The organism is Kribbella sp. NPDC004138, from assembly GCF_053603655.1.
The window spans coordinates 140,489-158,298 of record NZ_JBSGFZ010000025.1 but is presented as its reverse complement, the minus strand read 5'-3'; the positions used below and the strand labels follow the sequence as shown (position 1 = coordinate 158,298).

The 17,810-nt window shown below is 69.9% G+C and carries 15 protein-coding genes; 11 read left to right on the top strand and 4 right to left on the bottom strand.

Annotated elements, in window-relative coordinates; all coding sequences use genetic code 11:
- Positions 1 to 50: 50 nt before the first annotated feature.
- Complete coding sequence (locus ACWEOO_RS31615; RefSeq protein ID WP_452146143.1) at positions 51 to 3,071, top strand: GH92 family glycosyl hydrolase; 3,021 nt, start codon at positions 51 to 53, stop codon at positions 3,069 to 3,071.
- Between the two features lie 21 nt (positions 3,072 to 3,092).
- Here ACWEOO_RS31615 and ACWEOO_RS31610 read toward each other — a convergent pair whose 3' ends face one another.
- The 3 genes from ACWEOO_RS31610 to ACWEOO_RS31600 form a co-directional block, all read right to left on the bottom strand.
- Positions 3,093 to 4,091, bottom strand: coding sequence for a LacI family DNA-binding transcriptional regulator (locus ACWEOO_RS31610; protein ID WP_452146142.1), 999 nt, complete (start codon positions 4,089 to 4,091; stop codon positions 3,093 to 3,095).
- Positions 4,092 to 4,160: 69 nt separating this feature from the next.
- The gene (locus ACWEOO_RS31605; protein ID WP_452146141.1) at positions 4,161 to 5,099 is read right to left on the bottom strand and encodes a ribokinase; all 939 of its coding nucleotides are present in this window, start codon (positions 5,097 to 5,099) and stop codon (positions 4,161 to 4,163) included.
- Positions 5,096 to 5,749 (bottom strand): KpsF/GutQ family sugar-phosphate isomerase, encoded by a 654-nt coding sequence (locus ACWEOO_RS31600; RefSeq protein ID WP_452146140.1) that lies wholly within the window; start codon positions 5,747 to 5,749, stop codon positions 5,096 to 5,098. The genes ACWEOO_RS31605 and ACWEOO_RS31600 overlap by 4 nt, the downstream gene beginning before the upstream one ends.
- A gap of 238 nt (positions 5,750 to 5,987) precedes the next feature.
- Here ACWEOO_RS31600 and ACWEOO_RS31595 point away from each other — a divergent pair, with 238 nt between their 5' ends.
- The 5 genes from ACWEOO_RS31595 (at position 5,988) to ACWEOO_RS31575 (ending at position 12,161) form a co-directional block, all read left to right on the top strand.
- A complete protein-coding gene (locus ACWEOO_RS31595; RefSeq protein ID WP_452146139.1) occupies positions 5,988 to 7,349 on the top strand; it encodes an ABC transporter substrate-binding protein in 1,362 nt (453 codons plus the stop codon).
- A gap of 65 nt (positions 7,350 to 7,414) precedes the next feature.
- Positions 7,415 to 8,302 carry a carbohydrate ABC transporter permease gene (locus ACWEOO_RS31590; protein ID WP_452146138.1) on the top strand — a complete coding sequence of 296 codons (888 nt, stop codon included), beginning with the start codon at positions 7,415 to 7,417 and terminating at the stop codon, positions 8,300 to 8,302.
- Positions 8,292 to 9,089, top strand: coding sequence for a carbohydrate ABC transporter permease (locus ACWEOO_RS31585; protein ID WP_452146137.1), 798 nt, complete (start codon positions 8,292 to 8,294; stop codon positions 9,087 to 9,089). Before ACWEOO_RS31590 ends, ACWEOO_RS31585 begins: the two co-directional genes overlap by 11 nt.
- Before the next feature lie 9 nt (positions 9,090 to 9,098).
- Positions 9,099 to 10,124 carry a glycoside hydrolase family 172 protein gene (locus tag ACWEOO_RS31580; protein ID WP_452146136.1) on the top strand — a complete coding sequence of 342 codons (1,026 nt, stop codon included), beginning with the start codon at positions 9,099 to 9,101 and terminating at the stop codon, positions 10,122 to 10,124.
- Positions 10,125 to 10,127: 3 nt separating this feature from the next.
- Positions 10,128 to 12,161 (top strand): DUF4185 domain-containing protein, encoded by a 2,034-nt coding sequence (locus tag ACWEOO_RS31575; protein WP_452146135.1) that lies wholly within the window; start codon positions 10,128 to 10,130, stop codon positions 12,159 to 12,161.
- Here ACWEOO_RS31575 and ACWEOO_RS31570 read toward each other — a convergent pair.
- Entirely contained in the window at positions 12,158 to 12,823 is a 666-nt protein-coding gene (locus tag ACWEOO_RS31570; protein ID WP_452146134.1) for a maleylpyruvate isomerase family mycothiol-dependent enzyme, read from the bottom strand. The two genes, ACWEOO_RS31575 and ACWEOO_RS31570, sit on opposite strands and share 4 nt — an antisense overlap.
- 62 nt (positions 12,824 to 12,885) lie before the next feature.
- Here ACWEOO_RS31570 and ACWEOO_RS31565 point away from each other — a divergent pair, with 62 nt between their 5' ends.
- Genes ACWEOO_RS31565 through ACWEOO_RS31545 form a run of 5 tightly spaced genes read left to right on the top strand, consistent with a single transcriptional unit; the run spans position 12,886 to position 17,665 of the window.
- Positions 12,886 to 13,473 (top strand): CGNR zinc finger domain-containing protein, encoded by a 588-nt coding sequence (locus ACWEOO_RS31565; RefSeq protein WP_452146133.1) that lies wholly within the window; start codon positions 12,886 to 12,888, stop codon positions 13,471 to 13,473.
- 10 nt (positions 13,474 to 13,483) lie between these two features.
- The gene (locus ACWEOO_RS31560; RefSeq protein WP_452146132.1) at positions 13,484 to 14,167 is read left to right on the top strand and encodes a VOC family protein; all 684 of its coding nucleotides are present in this window, start codon (positions 13,484 to 13,486) and stop codon (positions 14,165 to 14,167) included.
- Positions 14,164 to 15,228, top strand: a complete 1,065-nt coding sequence (gene dapE, locus ACWEOO_RS31555; RefSeq protein ID WP_452146131.1) for a succinyl-diaminopimelate desuccinylase — start codon at positions 14,164 to 14,166, stop codon at positions 15,226 to 15,228. Before ACWEOO_RS31560 ends, dapE begins: the two co-directional genes overlap by 4 nt.
- A 37-nt stretch (positions 15,229 to 15,265) precedes the next feature.
- Positions 15,266 to 16,123 carry an LOG family protein gene (locus ACWEOO_RS31550; RefSeq protein ID WP_452146130.1) on the top strand — a complete coding sequence of 286 codons (858 nt, stop codon included), beginning with the start codon at positions 15,266 to 15,268 and terminating at the stop codon, positions 16,121 to 16,123.
- A gap of 54 nt (positions 16,124 to 16,177) precedes the next feature.
- Positions 16,178 to 17,665 (top strand): DivIVA domain-containing protein, encoded by a 1,488-nt coding sequence (locus ACWEOO_RS31545; protein ID WP_452146154.1) that lies wholly within the window; start codon positions 16,178 to 16,180, stop codon positions 17,663 to 17,665.
- Positions 17,666 to 17,810: the final 145 nt, after the last annotated feature.

The following is a 17,810-nucleotide window of genomic DNA, read 5'->3' as shown; positions in this document are numbered from 1 at the left end:
CCGGTGGTGGACCAGGCGGGCCGACGAGTTCTCGGGGTGGGTTCGGGAGCGTGGACGGAACGCGCTACTCGGGGGTTTCCGGCGGGCGGCAGGAGGCCGAGCTGCCGGGCGCCGGGGGAGTGGTCGCTGCGGGGGACCGCTTGCGGTACAAGATCTACCCGGAGCTGGACGCGGGGCTGACGTACGCCGCGACGTTCGCGGCCGTCGAGCTGGTGTTCGCCGACGGGACCCGGCTGGACGGCGCCCGGGACCAGTACGGGAAGGCGGCCGACGCGGCGGGCCAGGGTGCGGCCAAGATCCTGTACGCCGACCAGTGGAACGACGTACAGGTCGACCTGACCGCGGCCGCCGGCCGGACGATCGCGCAGGTGCTGCTCGTGGTCGACGCGCCGCAGGCCGGGCATGAGTTCGCGGGCTGGATCGACGACGTCGAGATCGGCCCGGCGCCGGCGGAGCCCGACGGCTCGGACCTCGCGGCGTACGTCGACACCCGGCGCGGGACCAACGCCAGCCACGACTTCTCCCGCGGCAACACGCTCCCGATCACCGCCTGGCCGAACGGGTTCAACTTCCTCACGCCGGTCACGAACGCCTCGACGCACCGCTGGCCGTACGAGTACCAGCGGGCCAACAACGCCGACAACCGGCCCGAGCTGCAGGGCCTCACGTTCTCGCACCAGCCGAGCCCGTGGATGGGCGACCGCGACCAGCTGACGATCATGCCGGTCGCCGCCGCCGAGCCGCTGGGCGATCCGGCCGAGCGCGCCGCCGCGTTCAGCCACGACGACGAGACCGCCCGCCCCGACCTGTACGCGGTCACGCTCGCGAACGGCGTCCGCGCGGAGCTCGCCCCGACCGACCACGGCGCGATCTTCCGCTTCACGTTCCCGGCCGGCGCGCCCGGACGGCACCTGGTCTTCGACACCATCGACGAGCACGGCGCCTTCGCGTACGAGGGGAACGCCGTCACCGGCTGGGTCGAGAACGGCTCGGAGTTCGGCCGCACCCGGATGTTCTGCTACGGCGTGTTCTCGAGTGCGCCGACGGCCTTCGGCGCCACGTCGGGCGGCCGCGACAACGCCCGCGCCGCGAGCTTCGACGCCTCCGAGGTGACGTTGCGGATCGCGACGTCGTTCATCGGGGTCGACCAGGCGCGGCACAACCTGGAGCTCGAGCTCGAAGGCCGCTCGTTCGAGCAGATCCAGGCCGCCGCCAACGCGATCTGGAACGAGCGGCTGCAGGTGATCCGCCCCGAGGGCGCGACGCCGCCGCAGCTGCGGACCGTGTATGGCAACCTCTACCGCCTCAACCTCTATCCGAACTCGCACTTCGAGAACGTGGCGAGCGCGGAGAACCCGGACCACCGGTACGCGAGCCCGGTCCTCCCCACCGAGGGCGAGGCCACCGACCAGGTCACGAACGCAGTGGTCAGGCCCGGCAAGATGTACGTGAACAGCGGGTTCTGGGACACCTACCGGACCGCCTGGCCGGCGTACGCGTTCTTCTACCCGGCCCTGGCCGCCGAGCTGGTGGACGGGTTCGTGCAGCAGTACCGCGACGGCGGCTGGATCGCCCGCTGGTCGTCGCCGGGCTATGCGGACTGCATGACCGGGACGAGCTCCGACGTGTCCTTCGCGGACGCGTACCTCAAGGGCGTGGCGTTGCCGGACCCGCTGGCGACGTACGACGCCGGCCTGCGGAACGCGACCGTCGCGCCGGAGGCGACCGAGGTCGGGCGGAAGGGCGTCGAGACCGGCTTCTTCGCCGGCTACGTGAGCACGGACACCGAGGAGAGCGTGTCCTGGTCGCTCGAGGCGTACCTGAACGACTTCGCCCTCGCCGAGATGGCCACCCGCCTGGCCGACGTCCATCCCGAGCGTAGGGCGCAGCTCCTGGTCGAAGCGGAGTACCTGCGCCGCCGGTCGCTCAACTACGTGCTGCTGTTCGACCAGGACATCGACTTCTTCCAGGGTCGCCGGCCGGACGGGACCTTCGCGAAGAGCCCGGAGAGCTTCGACCCGGAGGAGTGGGGCGGCGACTTCACCGAGACCTGCGGCTGGAACTTCGCCTTCCACGTCGCCCACGACCCGCGCGGCCTGGCCAACCTGTACGGCGGTCCGCGCGGCCTGGAGGCCAAGCTCGACGCGTTCTTCGCGACGCCCGAGCTCGCGACGAAGAAGGGCACCTACTCGATCGTCATCCACGAGATGCTCGAGGCGCAGGCGGTCCGGATGGGCCAGTTCGGCTTCTCGAACCAGCCCGCGCACCACATCGCCTGGATGTACAACTACGCCGGCGCCCCGGCCAAGACGCAGGCGATCGTCCGCGAGGTCCTCGACCGGCTGTACGTCGGCGAGCAGATCGGGCAGGGGTACCCGGGCGACGAGGACAACGGCGAGATGTCCGCCTGGTACCTGTTCGCCGCCCTCGGCCTCTACCCGCTCCGCGTCGGCGCGCCCGAGTACGCGATCGGCTCGCCGCTGTTCCGGCGGACGGTCGTGGCGCCGATCGGCGGCGCACCGCTGACGATCACCGCCACCGGTGCCGAACACCCTTATGTGCAAGAGGTCCAGGCAGACGGCAAGCAGTTGGCCGTAGCGTCGATCACTCACGAGGCATTGACGACGGCCGGCCGGCTCGACTTCACGCTGGGAGCCGAGCCGTCCGACTGGGCGACCCTGGAGTCACCGCCGGGCCTGACCACCGGCGACGCCGTCGCGAGCCCTCTGGTCGACCTCATCCCGCTCGACCCCGGCAACCCGCTCTTCGACGACACGTCCGCCACGGAAGCTGCCCTGGGGCCCGTCACCACGTGGTCCCTGCCGGCTCCCGCGACCGCCACGATGTACACAATCACCTCGGCCCGCGCCGAGGCGGCCCCGGCCGAGTGGCGCTTGGAGGGCTCCACCGACGGCACCAGCTGGACCACTCTCGACGAACGCGCCGGCCAGACCTTCCGCTGGCACCGCCAGACTCGCCCCTTCACCATCAGGACCTCCGGCGAGTACCAGCACTACCGGCTGACCATCCCGACCGCGACCGCCCTCGCTCAGCTCGAACTTCTCCCATGACGCGGGCAGGCCGATGGGTAGCTACTTCTTGGGTGCGGAAGTGGCCCGGATGTGGAGCTCGGTGCGCAGGGTGACGGTGGACGGCGGGCGGCCGGGGGAGGCGGTCCGGTCCTTCAGCAGCAGGCCGGCGGTGCGGCCGAGCTCGTACGTCGGCTGGGCCACCGTGGTCAGGCTGGGGACGACCAGGTCCGCCCACGGGATGTCGTCGAAGCCGACGATCGCGATGTCGTCGGGCGCCCGCAAACCCTTGCGCGCCAAGCATTCCAAAGCACCAACAGTCATCAGGTTGTTGGTGGCGAACAGCGCCTCGGGCGGATCGGCCAGCTCGAGCAGGCTCTCCATCGCGGCGTACCCGCCGGCCTCGCGGAAGTCGGCGTGCCGGACCAGGTCCTTGTCGTAGCGGATCCCGCCCGCCCGCAACGCCGAGCGGTACCCGGCGAGCCGATCCATCGCGGTCGAGACCTTGCGCGGCCCGGTGATACAGGCGATCCGCCGGTAGCCGCCGTCGATCAGGTGTTTGACGCCCTCGAAGGCGCCGTGCTCGTTGTCGACCAGCACGGTGTCGGCCTCGACGCCCTCGACCCGGCGGTCGATCATCACCATCGGGATCTTCGCGTCGGCGAGCAGATGCACGCCCTCGGCCGTCGACGTCGGGGAGATCACCACCCCCGCCATCTGGTCGGTCAGCACCGCCGACGCGTACGCCGCTTCCTTCGCGGCGTCCTCGTCGGAGTTGCAGAGCACGACGTGGTACCCCTCGGTCTGCGCCACGTCCTCGAGCCCGCGGACCAGCGAGGTGAAGAACGGGTTCTCGATGTCGGAGATGACCACGGCCCACAGGTTCGTCGACGACTTCCGCAGGTTCCGCGCGACGCCGTTCGGCCGGTAGCCGAGCTCCGCGACCGCGGCCCGGACCTTCGCGGACAGCTCGGGATCCACGTTCCGCCGGCCGCTCAGCACCCGGGACACCGTCGCCGGTGACACGCCCGACCTACGCGCGACGTCGTAGATCGTCGTCATACCCGCTCCCCGCTGGAGATCCGATGGTCGTCTGGATCGCACTCTAACTCCGATCCGACCGAAAGGATCTCATGAGGCGGAGGTTGCGCCGTCCAGCAGCGCCAGCGCTGCCGCGTGGGAAGGCGCCGAGTCCGCGGCGCCGTTCACGGTGGTCGACAGGGCACCGGCCGCGTTCGCCAGCCGTACGGCGTCCACCAGGCCGGCCCCGTGTGCGAGGGACGCGGCCAGCGATCCGCAGAACGCGTCCCCGGCGCCGACGGTGTCGATCGTGTCGACGTCGTGGGCGGCGATCCGTTCCTCGAACCCGCCGGCCCGGTCCAGGACGTACGCGCCCCGCGACCCCAGCGTCACCACGCAGGCGCGCAGGTCCCAGTCCTCGGCGAGCTTGCGGGCGATCATCGGCACCTGCGACTCGTCGTCGCAGTCCAGCCCGGTGAGCGCCGCCGCCTCCACCTCGTTCGGCACCAGGATGTCGACGTACCCAGCCAGCGTCGGGTCGACCGGGCCGACCGGGGCCGGGGTGAGGATCGTCGTGACACCTGCGGCCGAGGCGAGCCGGAGGGCGGTGTGGCTGGCCTCGACCGGGAGCTCGAGCTGGACGCTCAGCACCTTGCTCGACGTCAGTACCTCCCGCGCGGCCTCGACATCCGGACCGGTGATCGCCGCGTTCGCGCGGGACACGATGATGATCGAGTTGCCGCCGTCGGGCAGCACCAGCGGCAGTCCCACGCCGGTCCCCAGCGACGGGTGCCGCACGACCCACGAGGTGTCGACCGCGTTCGCCGCCAGCAGCTCGAGGAACTCCTCGCCGTACCGGTCCTCGCCGATCGTCCCGACGATCGCCGTCCGGGCGCCCATCCGGGCCGCCGCGATCGCCTGGTTGACGCCCTTGCCGCCGAGGAACTCCGCGAAGCCGGTGCCGTGCAGCGTCTCGCCCGGCAACGGCCGCCGCTCCGCCGACGCGACCAGGTCCTTCATGAACGATCCGAGCACGCACACCTCCGTCATGCCTGGTCCTCCAGCAGACGCTTGCCCAGGGCGCCGGACGGGTGGAAGCGCGCGAAGTCGTGATGACTGAACTCCCGCAGAACGACAAGGGCGCAGGCCAGCGCGTCGCCCATCGCCAGGGAGGCCGTGGTCGACGCGGTCGGCGCCAGGTTCAACGGGTCCGCCTCGCGGAGCACCATCGTGTCCAGCGTGTACGTCGCCAGCTGCGCCAGGGTCGACTCCTCGCGGCCGGTCATCGCGATCACCGGGATGTCCCGCTGCCGCAGCATCCGCACGAACGCGCACACCTCGGCCGTCTCGCCGGACGCCGACAAGGCCAGGACGAGGTCGCGTGTCGTGACCGCCCCGGAGTCCCCGTGCAACGCGTCGCCGGAGTGGATGAACGTCGCCGGCGTCCCCGTACTCGCCAGCGTCGCGGCGATCTTGCGCCCGACGAGGCCGGACTTGCCGAGGCCGGTCACCACCAGGTGACCTTCGCAGCGGGCGACCGCGGTCAGGACCTCCAGGAAGACCCCGTCCAGCCGGTCGGCGAGCGCCGACACGGCCGCGGCCTCGGTCTCGATGGCGTCCCGCGCCGCTTGCAGTCCCCGTGCCACCAGGTCCCTGGACAGCTCGTCGGCCGTGCGGTGGGCGGACGCACGGTTCGGCACAACTGGCATCCCAGCGCCTCTCATCTCAGAAATCGATTTCCGCAGATTAGGCAGCGGGGCCGGGACGTGTCAACGTCTGCACCCAGGTCGAATCCCTTGTGTGCAGGCGAGAATCCGGCGAGTTGACCACATCGGCACCCCGCCGCCCCTTGACCGGCAGGGCGGCTCCTCGTAAATTGCGAGAAATCGATTGCCCTCGAAGCACGGCTAGACCGTTCGAGACACCCCTGGAGCACTGATGGCCGCAACACCGTCCCCTGCCAGGCAGTTCAGCCGCCGGTCCGTCCTGCGCGGCGGGCTCGGCGCCCTCGCCGCGTCCGCGGCCGGCGTCCCGTTGCTGTCCGCCTGCGGCGGCAACTCCTCCGGCGGCGACGCCAAGGAGATGTCGTTCTGGAACTTCTACGGACCGTCCGACGACCAAGGTCCGCAGAGCAAGTGGTTCGTCGACACCGTCGCGGAGTGGAACAAGAACAACGACGTCAAGGTCAAGCTGCGCTACATCCCGGGTAAGGACTACCTGAACGGGACCACGCTGCAGACCGCGTTCCAGTCCGGGCAGGGTCCGGACATCTTCCTGATCAGCCCCGGCGACTTCCTGCGCTACTACAACGGCGGCGTCCTGCAGGACCTCGGGTCCGCGCTGCCGGAGGAGTCCAAGAAGGACTACCTGCCCGGCCTGCTCGAGGCCCGCAGCGTGGACGGCAAGGTCTACGGCCTGCCGATGGAGATCGAGCCGCTCGCGCTGTACTACAGCGAGGCCGCGTTCGAGAGCGCCGGCCTGTCCGAGGCCGACCTGCCGAAGACCTGGGACCAGACCCTCGCCGTCGCGCAGAAGCTGACCAACAGCAAGCGGTACGGCGTGATGTTCGAGACGCTGCCCGGCTACTACCAGAACTTCACCTGGTACCCGTTCCTGTGGCAGGGCGACGGCAACGCGATCAAGGACGGCAAGTCCGTCTTCGACTCGCCGGCCGCCGCGCAGGCGCTGCAGTTCTGGGGCGACACGATCAAGAACAAGGTGGCCCCGCGCAAGGCGCTCGGAGACGGCGGCGGCGACGTGGTGTCGAACCTCGGCTCCGGTGCCGCGGCCATGCAGCAGAGCGGTATCTGGGCGGTCGCCGACCTGCGTGCGAAGGCGAAGAACTTCAAGTACGGCATCATCCCGCACCCGACACCGGACGGCGGCAAGCCGGCCACCGACCTCGGCGGCTGGGCCTTCGTCGCGAACTCCAAGGGCAAGAACCCGGAGGCGGCGGCGAAGTTCATCGCCTGGGCGCTCGGCTCGACCGACGCGGCCGGTGTCGAGCGGCAGCGGCAGTGGAACACGGTCGTCAAGACCAACGTGCCGCCGCGCAAGTCCGTGCAGGACGCCGCCGACGCCAAGGGCGCGTTCGGCGAGGGCGTGCTGAAGAAGTTCGTCAGCGAGATCGCGCCGACCGGCAAGCCGGAGCCGCGGTTCCCACCGGAGGTGTACCAGCCGATCGCGGACGCGATCCAGGCCTGCCAGCTGAACGCGGCCGATCCGGCCAAGGCGGCGGCCGACGCGGCCGAGAAGATCGACACGTTCCTGAAGACCTACCAGGGCGCGCCGATCAGCTGATGGTGACCACAACCGCTCCTCCGTCCGAACCCAGGGCTCGCGCGCGGGCGTTGCCGAAGGCGGGGATGACGAGGAAACGGCGCGAGGCGCTGGCGGCGTACGCCTTCCTCGCGCCGGACACCCTCGGCCTGCTGATCTTCGTCGCGATCCCGATGGTGCTCGCCTTCGGCGTCGCGTTCTTCAAGGTCGACGGCTTCGGCAACTACCAGTACGTCGGTCTGGCCAACTACAAGCTGATGGCGGGCGACGACCAGCTGTGGGCGTCGCTGAAGGTCACCGCGACGTATGTGGTGACGTTCGTGCCGATCGCGTTCGTGGTGAGTTTCGCGCTGGCCATGCTGGTCCGCAACCACTTCAAGGGCATCGGCTGGGTCCGGTCGGCGTTCTTCCTGCCGAACGTGGTCAGCCTGGTCGTGGTCGGCCTGATCTGGCAGTTCCTGCTCGTCGACAAGCGCGGCGCGCTGTCCAAGCTCCTGGCGCCGCTCGGCCTCGGCGACGTGTCGTTCCTCGGGACGCCGTCGCTCGCGCTCGGCACGTACGTCGTGATCAGCGTCTGGTTCCTGATGGGCTACCAGATGCTGGTGTTCCTGGCCGGCCTGAAGGACGTGCCGAAGGAACTCGAGGACGCCGCGGCCATCGACGGTGCGGGCCCCTGGCAACGATTCCGGTACGTGATCTGGCCGCTGCTGCGCCCGAGCAGCTTCTTCGTCGTGGTGAACTCGACGATCGGCGCGGTCACCGGCCTGCAGGCGTTCGACCTGGTCTTCGTGCTGACCAAGGGCGGTCCGGCGCGCGCGACCAGCACCGTCGTGCTCTACATCTACGAGCAGGCCTTCACCTTCAACAACATGGGGTACGCCGCCGCGCTGACCACCGTGGTCGTCGCGATCCTCGTCGTCTGCACCGGCCTGATGTTCGGCTTCACCCGAGGAGGTCGCTTCGATGAGGATTAGAGTCCTGCCGGTTGTCGCGCACATCCTCGCGGTGATCGCGATCCTGCCGCTGCTGTGGATCCTGATCAGTGCGCTGAAACCGGCCGAGGAGGTGTTCGACTTCGGCTGGCCGGCGCACTGGACGCTGGACAACCTGCGGTACGTCCTGCTGAAGATCCCGATGCCGCGGTTCATGCTGAACTCGGCGATCGTGTCTGTGGCGGTTACCGTGATCGCGCTGTTCTTCCACTCGATGGCGGCGTACGCGCTGGCCCGGCTGCGGTTCCCCGGGCGCGGGGTCATCTTCTCCGGCATCATGTCGACGCTGCTGGTGTCACTGCCGGTGATCCTGGTCCCGCTGTTCCTGGTGGCCAAGCAACTCGGTCTGCTGGACAGTTACGCCGGTCTGATCGTGCCGAGCATCTTCCACGCGTTCGGGATCTTCCTGCTCCGGCAGTACTACCTGAACATCCCCCGGGAGCTCGAGGAAGCGGCCGACCTGGACGGCTGCGGGTACTGGCGGCGGTACTGGAGCGTCATCCTGCCGCTCAGCCGGCCGGTTCTCGCGTCGCTGTCGGTGCTGTTCTTCCTGGCCAACTGGAACGCGTTCCTCTGGCCGCTGACCATCACCCGGAACCCGGACCTGCGGGTGATCCAGCTCGGCGTCTCCGGCATGCAGGGGCAGTACGCCTCCGCGTGGAACCTCATTCTCGCGGCCGCGGTGATCGCGGCCGTCCCGACGGTCGTGGTGTTCGTCGCGGGCCAGCGCCGGCTGGTCGACGCGATGAAGACGACCGGCCTCAAGTGAAAGGCTCACATGTACGGCGACTACGGGAGCAGTCTGCGTGATCTGCCTCGATTGCGGGACTCCAAGCGCCGCAGGGCGTCCAGCTGGGACCGGACCGGTGGGAACGACGACCGGCTGACGATCCGACCCGGTGAGACCGCCGTACTCGCGGACATCGAGGGACCGGGATCGATCAACCACATCTGGTGCACCGTCGCACGGGACAGCCCGTGGGGGCCGGACGAGATGGACGGCGACTACCTGCGGAAGCTGATCCTGCGCATCACCTGGGAGGACTCCGACCGGCCCAGTGTGCTCGTGCCGCTCGGTGACTTCTTCGGCGTCGGGCACGGGAAGACCGTCAACTTCGTGAGTGCGCCGCTGCAGATGAGCCCGCAGGACGGGAAGGGCTTCAACTGCTGGTTCCACATGCCGTTCGCGTCCCGTGCACGTCTGGAGATCGTGTCCGAGCTGTCCGCGGCGCCGGTGTTCTTCTACTACTACGTCGACTACGAGCTGTTCGACGGCGCGCAGGACGGGCTCGGGTACTTCCATGCGTCGTACAACCGGCAGCAGCCCACCGACGGGGTCGAGCAGGGCGACGAGACGCTGCGGCAGTACCAGGTGGAAGGCACCAACCTCACCGGCGACGGGAACTACGTCGTCCTCGACACCGAGGGCAAGGGGCACTACGTCGGCTGCGTGGTGAGCATCCGGAACCTGCGCGAGTCGGCCGAGTGGAACTGGTACGGCGAGGGCGACGACATGATCTTCATCGACGGCGAATCGTTCCCGCCGTCGCTGCACGGCACCGGCACCGAGGACTACTTCAACACCGCGTGGTGCCCGAGCGAGGCGTACTCGGCGCCGTACCACGGGATCACACTGCCCGGCGGACCCAACTGGAGCGGGGAGATCTCGCTGTACCGGTTCCACATCGAGGATCCGATCACGTTCTTCCGCAGCATTCGCGTGACCATCGAGCACGGTCACGCCAACAAGCGCAGCGACGACTGGTCGTCGGTCGCGTACTGGTACCAGACCCTGAAGGGATAGCTCATGAAGCGTGGGGCCTTGCTTGCTGTCCTCCCGCTGGTCTTCGGATCGGCGGCGCTGTTCACTCAATCCTCTGATTCCTCGCCCGCTCCGGTCGCTGCCTCGGCTGGGATCGGCACCGCTCAGGTGGAGTCGAAGGGCACGCCCAGCCCGAGCGACGGCGACCTGTGGCCGTCCTGCTGGGCCGGCAACGACAAGCTGTACGCCGCGAACGGCGACGGCAAGGGATTCAGCCTCGACGGGGACTTCGCCGACATCGCGGTCAGCGAGATCACCGGTACGCCGGGAAACTTGTCCGGGGCAACGATCTCGAAGGGCAACCAGGTCGGCTCGATCTGGAGCGGCGCGGGATACAACCGCAAACCCACCGGGATGGTGTGCGTCGGGGACACGATGTACCTCGCCGTCCAGGACCTCGCGCTGGACTTCAACGACGTACCGGCGGCGACGATCCTGAAGTCGACCGACCACGGCCGGACCTGGACCTGGGACAAGTCGAAGCCGATGTTCGCGGACCACGTCTTCACGACGATCTGGTTCGCGGACTTCGGGCGCGGCGGGGCGCTGGCTCCGGACGGCTACGTCTACGCGTACGGACTGGACGGGAACTGGCGGGACTCGTTCGACGACACCGTCGCCGATCCGCAGTCGGTCTTCCTGGCGCGGGTGCCTCGCGGAAGCGTTCAGGACCGCGGCGCGTGGAAGTTCTACACCGGCGCCGGATGGTCCTCGAAGATCGCGGACCGCAGACCGGTGCTGACCGACACGCGGCGGTTGTACGCGCAGACGTACGGGACGAACGCGTCCAACCTGAGCGTGATCAGCCAGGGTGGTGTGACCTACCTGCCCGCGCAGAAGCGGTACGTGTACACATCCTGGACGGAGTACACGTTCGAGTTCTACGAGTCGCCGACGCCGTGGGGACCGTGGAAGCACTTCCTGAGCAAGGACTTCGGCGGGTATCCGTGGTCGACCTCGAAGTACGGCGGGTACGGCGTCACGATCCCGTCGAAGTTCGTGCAGCCCGACGGCAAGACGATGTACGTCCAGGCGAACGTCTGCCCGTGCGGCGGTGGCGGGATCGGTACGTCGGTCTACAACTTCAACCTGCGCAAGCTGGTGCTGACGCCGTCCGCCGGTACGCCGGCCTCGAACCTGCCGGGACCCGAGAACCTCGCGACGACCGGGGCTGTGGCGATCTCCAAGTCGACGCAGTCGGGGAGTCTCGCGCTGATGAACGACGGCGCTCGTACCGGGAGCGAGTCGGACTTCGACGACGAGGTCAAGGGCGCGTCGTGGTGGGGCTACGAATGGCCCGCGAAGTACAAGGTGAACAACGTCGAGTTCACGTCCGGCGCGGTCTCGGCGGAGGGCGGCTACTTCACCGGCCGGCCGCGGGTGCAGGTGCGCCAGAACGGGCAGTGGGTCGAGGTCGGGTCGCAGACCGTGTCCCCGGCGTACCCGGGTGACGCGTCGGCCGGCGCGAACACGACGTACACGATCACCTTCCCCGTGCAGGAGACGGACGGGGTCCGGGTGATCGGTCTGCCTGGCGGAACGCGGTCGTACTCGACTGTTTCCGAGCTGGCGGTCCGCTATGTCTCGCAGCTCGCCGACGGCGGATTCGAGGGCACCGGCGGCGGCAAGCCGGCCTGGCTCTTCGAAGGCACCGCGGCCAACGGCGTCGACCGCGGCCTCGGCTTCGCACACTCAGGCGCCAACAACGGCTGGATCCGCTGCACGTGTACGGGCTGGAGCGCGCTCTACCAGACCGTCCCTGTGGTCCCGGGCGCGACATACACGTTCGGCTCCTGGGTCAACGCGTCGGCGAACCTCCCCGCCGATCAGGGCCGCTTCGGCGTCCGCGCCGGGACACAGGACCTGGCCAGCAAGACCTTCGGCGCCGGCACCGGTTACGTGCACCACGAGGTCACCGTGAAGGTTCCGCCCGACGTCCACGAGTTGACCGTCTACGCAGGTTTCAACGCGCCGAACAAGGACACCTGGATCCAGGTGGACGACTTCACGGTCAGCTAAGGCCAGGGGAGGAGCTCCGGTGCCGGGCCTGTGATCGGGCCCGGTGCCGGCCGGCCGGCGTACCAGGCGGTGAGGTCGGTGAGTGCGCCTTCGAGGGTGACGGTCTCGCCGGCACCGTTGTCCCAGGTGACGGTGGGGGACTTCAGGACCAGGTGGACGTCGTCCGGGGTGCGCGGGCGGAGGAAGTCGAGCAGGTGCAGGCAGAAGTCCTCGGACCACGCGGCCGGCGTGACGCCGAGGTCGAGGTCCGCGGTGTGGATCGTGAGCTCCCGCCAGGTCGCCTGCAGGCCGGCCGAGAGGTTGCTGTTGCGGTGCAGGATCGGGAGCGGCCAGTCGGTCGGGCCGACCCGGTCCCACGCGTCGAGCAACGCGGTGACGGCCTGGTTCAGGTGCGCTTCGAGCTCCGCCGCGGAGCGGTCCGCGCCGGCCTCGATCGCGGCGTCGCGTGCGGGGCGGCCGCCGTCGTACACCTCGACGAGCCGGCCCTGGAGCGCCTCCTCGACCTGCCGCGTCATCGCCTCGGAGAAGTTCGCGATGTGCGTGATCACGTGCCCGCGGGACCAGCCGGGCAGCACCGAGTCGCCGCGCGCGGCGGCGTCGTCGAGATCTGCCGTCAGCGCGAGCAGTTGATGGGCGGTCGCACGTACTTCGTTCAGGGCCACAGCCGCGACCCTAAGCGATGGATTCACATGGCAGCAAGCGTCTTTCCCATTAGAATCCCCGGATGAACAACCTGGCCTTCGCCCTGGCCGCCACGATCAAGCACGACGGGCACGGCGGAATCGCCGACCTGTTGTCCACCCCGGAGGAGGCGGCCGTCTGGCTGGCTGACCACGCGGAGCTCGTCGCTGAGGTGCTCGGGCGGCGGGCCGAGCCCGCGGCCGTAGAGGCCTGGCCGGAGCTGGTGGGGATCAGGCGGGCGGTGCGGGCGCTGTTCGCCCGAGCGGTGGCGCCAGAAGCGCCGAGCAAGGCCGACGCGGACCGGTTGATGGATGCCGACGCGGCGGTCCGGATGGTGAACCGGGCGGCAGACCGGCTGGGGAGCGAGCGGCTCGAGTGGCCCGCGGACGGCGAACCCGTCGTACAGCGGGTCGCGCGCACCGAGGATCCCGTCGCGCTGGTGACCGGCGCCGTCGGGCGGTCGGCGATCGACTTCCTGGCGGGTCCGGACCGGGCCCGGCTGCGGGCGTGCCCGGCGGCGCGGTGCGTGAAGTACTTCCTGCAGGACGATCCGCGGCAGACCTGGTGCTCGCCCGCCTGCGGGAACCGGGAACGCGTCAATCGCCACTACCGCAGGCGCACCGCCGGATAGCCTGGTCGTCATGACCATCGCGCGTTTCAAGGACCTCTGCGTCGACGTGTCGTCGCCGAGCGAGATGGCCGCGTTCTGGGGCCGGGTGATCGGCCTGACGACCCCCGCCGACAACCCGAGCGTCCTGGTCGGCGACGCCCCGGAGAAGACCGTCTGGATGTGCACGGTCCCGGAGAAGAAGACCGTCAAGAACCGGGTCCACCTGGACGTCGTCACCGGCGCGGTCGCGGACCTGGAGCGGACGGGTGCGGCGATGCTGACGCCGGCGAGCGAGCAGCAGCGGTGGACGGTGCTGACCGATCCGGAGGGCGGCGAGTTCTGCGGGTTCGTACGCGAGACCGTCCCGGCGTACCGGCTGATGGAACTCATCGTCGACTCGGCCGACCCGGAGGCACAGGCCCGCTGGTGGGCGGGCGTGGTCGGCGGCGAGTTCTCGACCCGCCCGGGCCGGCCGTACCACTGGATCGAGAACGTGCCCGGGATGCCGTTCAAGTACTGGGTCTTCGTGCCGGTCCCGGAGCCGAAGACCGTGAAGAACCGCGTGCACTGGGACGTCACCGCCCCCGCCCTGCAGCCGGTCCTCGACGCGGGTGCGACACTGCTGCGGCCCAAGGACGACGAGATCGGCTGGCACGTCTGCGCCGACCCCGAGGGCAACGAATTCTGCGTGTTCCTGCCCCCGGAGGCCTCATGAAGCTGGATCTGTCCGCGTCCGCGTCCGACCTGACCGAGGCGCTGGTCAACATCTCCTCGGTCAGCGGCACCGAGGAGAAGCTCGCGGACAAGGTCGAGAAGGCGCTCTCCGCGTACCCGCACCTGAAGGTGTTCCGGCACGGCAACACCGTCGTCGCCCGTACCGACATCGGCCGCGCCGAGCGCGTCGTCCTGGCCGGCCACCTCGACACCGTGCCGCTCAACGACAACCTGCCCGCGCGCCGCGCCGACGGCCTGATCCACGGCCTCGGCGCCTGCGACATGAAGGGCGGTGTCGCGGTCGCGCTCCGGCTCGCGGCGACCCTCGAGGAGCCGAACCGCGATGTCACGTACGTGTTCTACGACTGCGAGGAGATCGAGGCCGAGCGGAACGGCCTGTTCAAGCTGACCCGCTCCAACCCCGAGTTGCTCGAGGGCGTGTTCGCGGTCGTGATGGAGCCGTCCAACGCGGTCGTCGAGGCCGGCTGCCAGGGCACGATGCGGATCGAGGTCAGCACCCGCGGCGAGCGCGCGCACTCGGCCCGCTCGTGGATGGGGTCGAACGCGATCCATGCCGCGGGCGAGGTGCTCGCCCGGCTCTCGGCGTACGAGCCGCGGCGGGTGCCGATCGACGGCCTGGAGTACCGCGAGGGGCTGAGCGCGGTCGCGATCACGGGCGGCGTCGCGGGCAACGTCGTACCGGACCTGTGCACGGTCACGATCAACTACCGGTTCGCGCCGAACCGGTCCGAGGCGGAGGCCGAGGAACACCTGCGCGAGGTGTTCGAGGGGTACGACGTGGTCGTCACGGACTCCGCGCCGGGCGGACTCCCGGGGCTCGAGCGGCCGGCCGCGGCGGCGTTCCTGCAGGTGGTGGGCGGGGAGCCGCAGCCGAAGTTCGGGTGGACGGACGTGGCGCGATTCACGCTGCTCGGCGTACCGGCGGTGAACTACGGCCCCGGCGACCCGCTGTACGCGCACAAGCAGGACGAGTTCGTGCCCGAGGCGGAGATCGAGCTGTGTGAACAGCGGCTGAGGAGTTGGTTGACAGACCGCGCGTAGCCAGGCCGGGCTACCGCCCAGGCAATAACCTGGAGGCATGTCAGAACCATCGATCCACCCCGACCGTCCGGTCGGCCAGCAGCAGCGCGGGCCGATCGTGATGCGGCGCAAGCAGGTGCAGCACTCCACCTCCGAGCAGCGGCTGCTGGACAGCCGCGGCCCGTCGGACTGGGTGCACACCGATCCCTGGCGGGTGCTGCGGATCCAGTCGGAGTTCATCGAGGGGTTCGGCATGCTCGCCGAGCTCGGCGCCGCGATCAGCGTGTTCGGCTCGGCGCGCACCAAGGTCGAGGACCCGATGTACGCCGCCGCCGAGGAGTTCGGGCGGAAACTGATCGGTGCCGGGTACGCCGTGATCACCGGCGGCGGGCCGGGCGTGATGGAGGCCGCGAACAAGGGCGCCTCCGAGGCCGGCGGCGTGTCCGTCGGGCTCGGCATCGAGCTGCCCTTCGAGAACGGCCTCAACGAGTGGGTCGACATCGGTATGAACTTCCGGTACTTCTTCACCCGGAAGACGATGTTCGTGAAGTACGCCCAGGGGTTCGTGGTGATGCCGGGCGGGTTCGGCACGCTCGACGAGATGTTCGAGGCGCTCACGCTGGCGCAGACCCGGAAGGTCACGTCGTTCCCGGTCGTGCTGTTCGGCACGTCGTACTGGGGCGGCCTGGTCGACTGGCTGCGCACCACGATGCTCGAGGACGGCAAGATCTCGGCCGCCGACCTCGACATGTTCATCGTCACCGACGACGTCGACGAGGCGATCAGCTACATCGTCAAGGCCGGCGAACTGGCCGACGAGGCCGCCGAAGAGGCCGCCGAAGCCGCCGCCCGCGAGGTGGACGCCGCCAACGATCCGGCCCGCCGAGCCCACCGCCTGGGCTCCGACGGGAGCTGAAATCCTGGGTGTTTTCGCGGTTGACTCGCCCGGCATGGCACGATCGGTCCCGTGATGTGGTTCTTCGGGCTGATCGTGGTGCTGTTGATCGGGGCTGTCGCGGTAGTCGCCTCGGGTCGTTGGGGTGCCATGAACACGGCGTACGACGACCGGCCCGACATGACCGTGCCCGCCCGGCAGGCACTCACGTCCACCGACATCGAGTCGGCCCGCTTCGCGGTCGGCGTCCGCGGCTACCGGATGGACGAGGTCGACACCCTGCTCGAACGCGTCGCCAAGGAGGTCGCCGAGCGCGACCGCCGCATCGCCGACCTCGAACGCGCCGTGGCCCCCATCGTCGAGGCCCCCGACGGCCACGGCTTCACGTCCCGCCCCTACGACCCCGCCGAATTCGAAGACACCGGCACCCAGCCCCCCATCCTCGTCGGCGGCGACTTCCCGGCCGACGACCCCGCGGACGCCCCTGGCAGCACCAGCGGCACGGCAAGCGCGGATGGACCGGGTGGAGCGCACGAGGCGGACAGCGCCGGCGACGCGGATGAAGCCAGCGGTACGGCAGGCGCGGCTGGATCGGGCGGGCCGGCGCACACGCCGGGTGGCGCGGATGAAGCCAGTGGTACGCCGTCGGCGGCGGCAGGCGCGGCTGACGGCGCGGACGGACCTGGCGGTACGGCGCACGCGTCGGGTGGCGCTGACGGCCCAGGCGGCACGGCGTACGCGGCCGGAAATGCGGATGGATCTAGCGGGTCGGCGCACCCAGCAGGAGGTGCCGGCAGCGCGGACGAACCTGGCGGTGCGGCCTCCGCGGAGGGCGGTTCCGGCGGCGCGAATGGACCTGGCGGTGCGTCTCACGCGTCGGGTGGCGAGGACGGATCTGGCGGTACGGCGGGCGCGGGCGCCAGTGAGGGTGGACCGGCCGGGTCGGCGTACGCCGCGGCCGGAGTTGACGGCCCGGGTGGAACCGGCGGTACGCCGTACGCGGCGGGCCCGGCTGGTCCCGGCGAGGCGGCGTCCACGGAGGAGCCGGGGGACGCAGACGAGCCGGAGACGAGCGAGCTGCCGCGGACGAGCCGTGCGGCTGCCGATGAGTACGAGCGCCTGCAAGCCGAGGCCCGCGCCGTACTGGAGGCCCAGTCCCAGCCCGTCAGCCCCCGCCGCACCCCGGCCCCGCAACAGCCGGCCGGGGAGTCGGCTTCGTTGACGCCCGCGCAACGGTACGACCAGCTGGTGCAGAACCAGCGGCCCGCACCCAGCCAGTCCGCACCCGCCGAGCCGGAGCCCGACAGCCAGACCGCAACGCACTGGACGTCACAGCCCCCGCAACAGGAGCAGGCCCGCGATACCCAGGCGACGGAGCAGCCCGCGCACCCGCAGCAGGAGCAGGGCGGCGAGACTCAGGCGACCGAGCAGGCGCAGCAGCAGACCCCGCAGCAGCAGGGTGGGGTGCAGGCGTCTAACGGTGCGGCTGGGGATGAGGAAGGCTGGCGGTTCTGGCCGCCGGCGGATCAGGCCGGCGAAGGCGCTTATCACCGGCCTAGCTGATCGGCATGACGGGTAGCTGTCACGCAGCCGTTTGCAGTTCTGTCGGTGGGGTCGGGTTGACTAGGGGCATGGTCTTCACACATCGGGAGCGCACGCAGCGACACCTGGGCGCGTTGGCGTCGGTCGGGGTTTGTGGGGTGTGGGT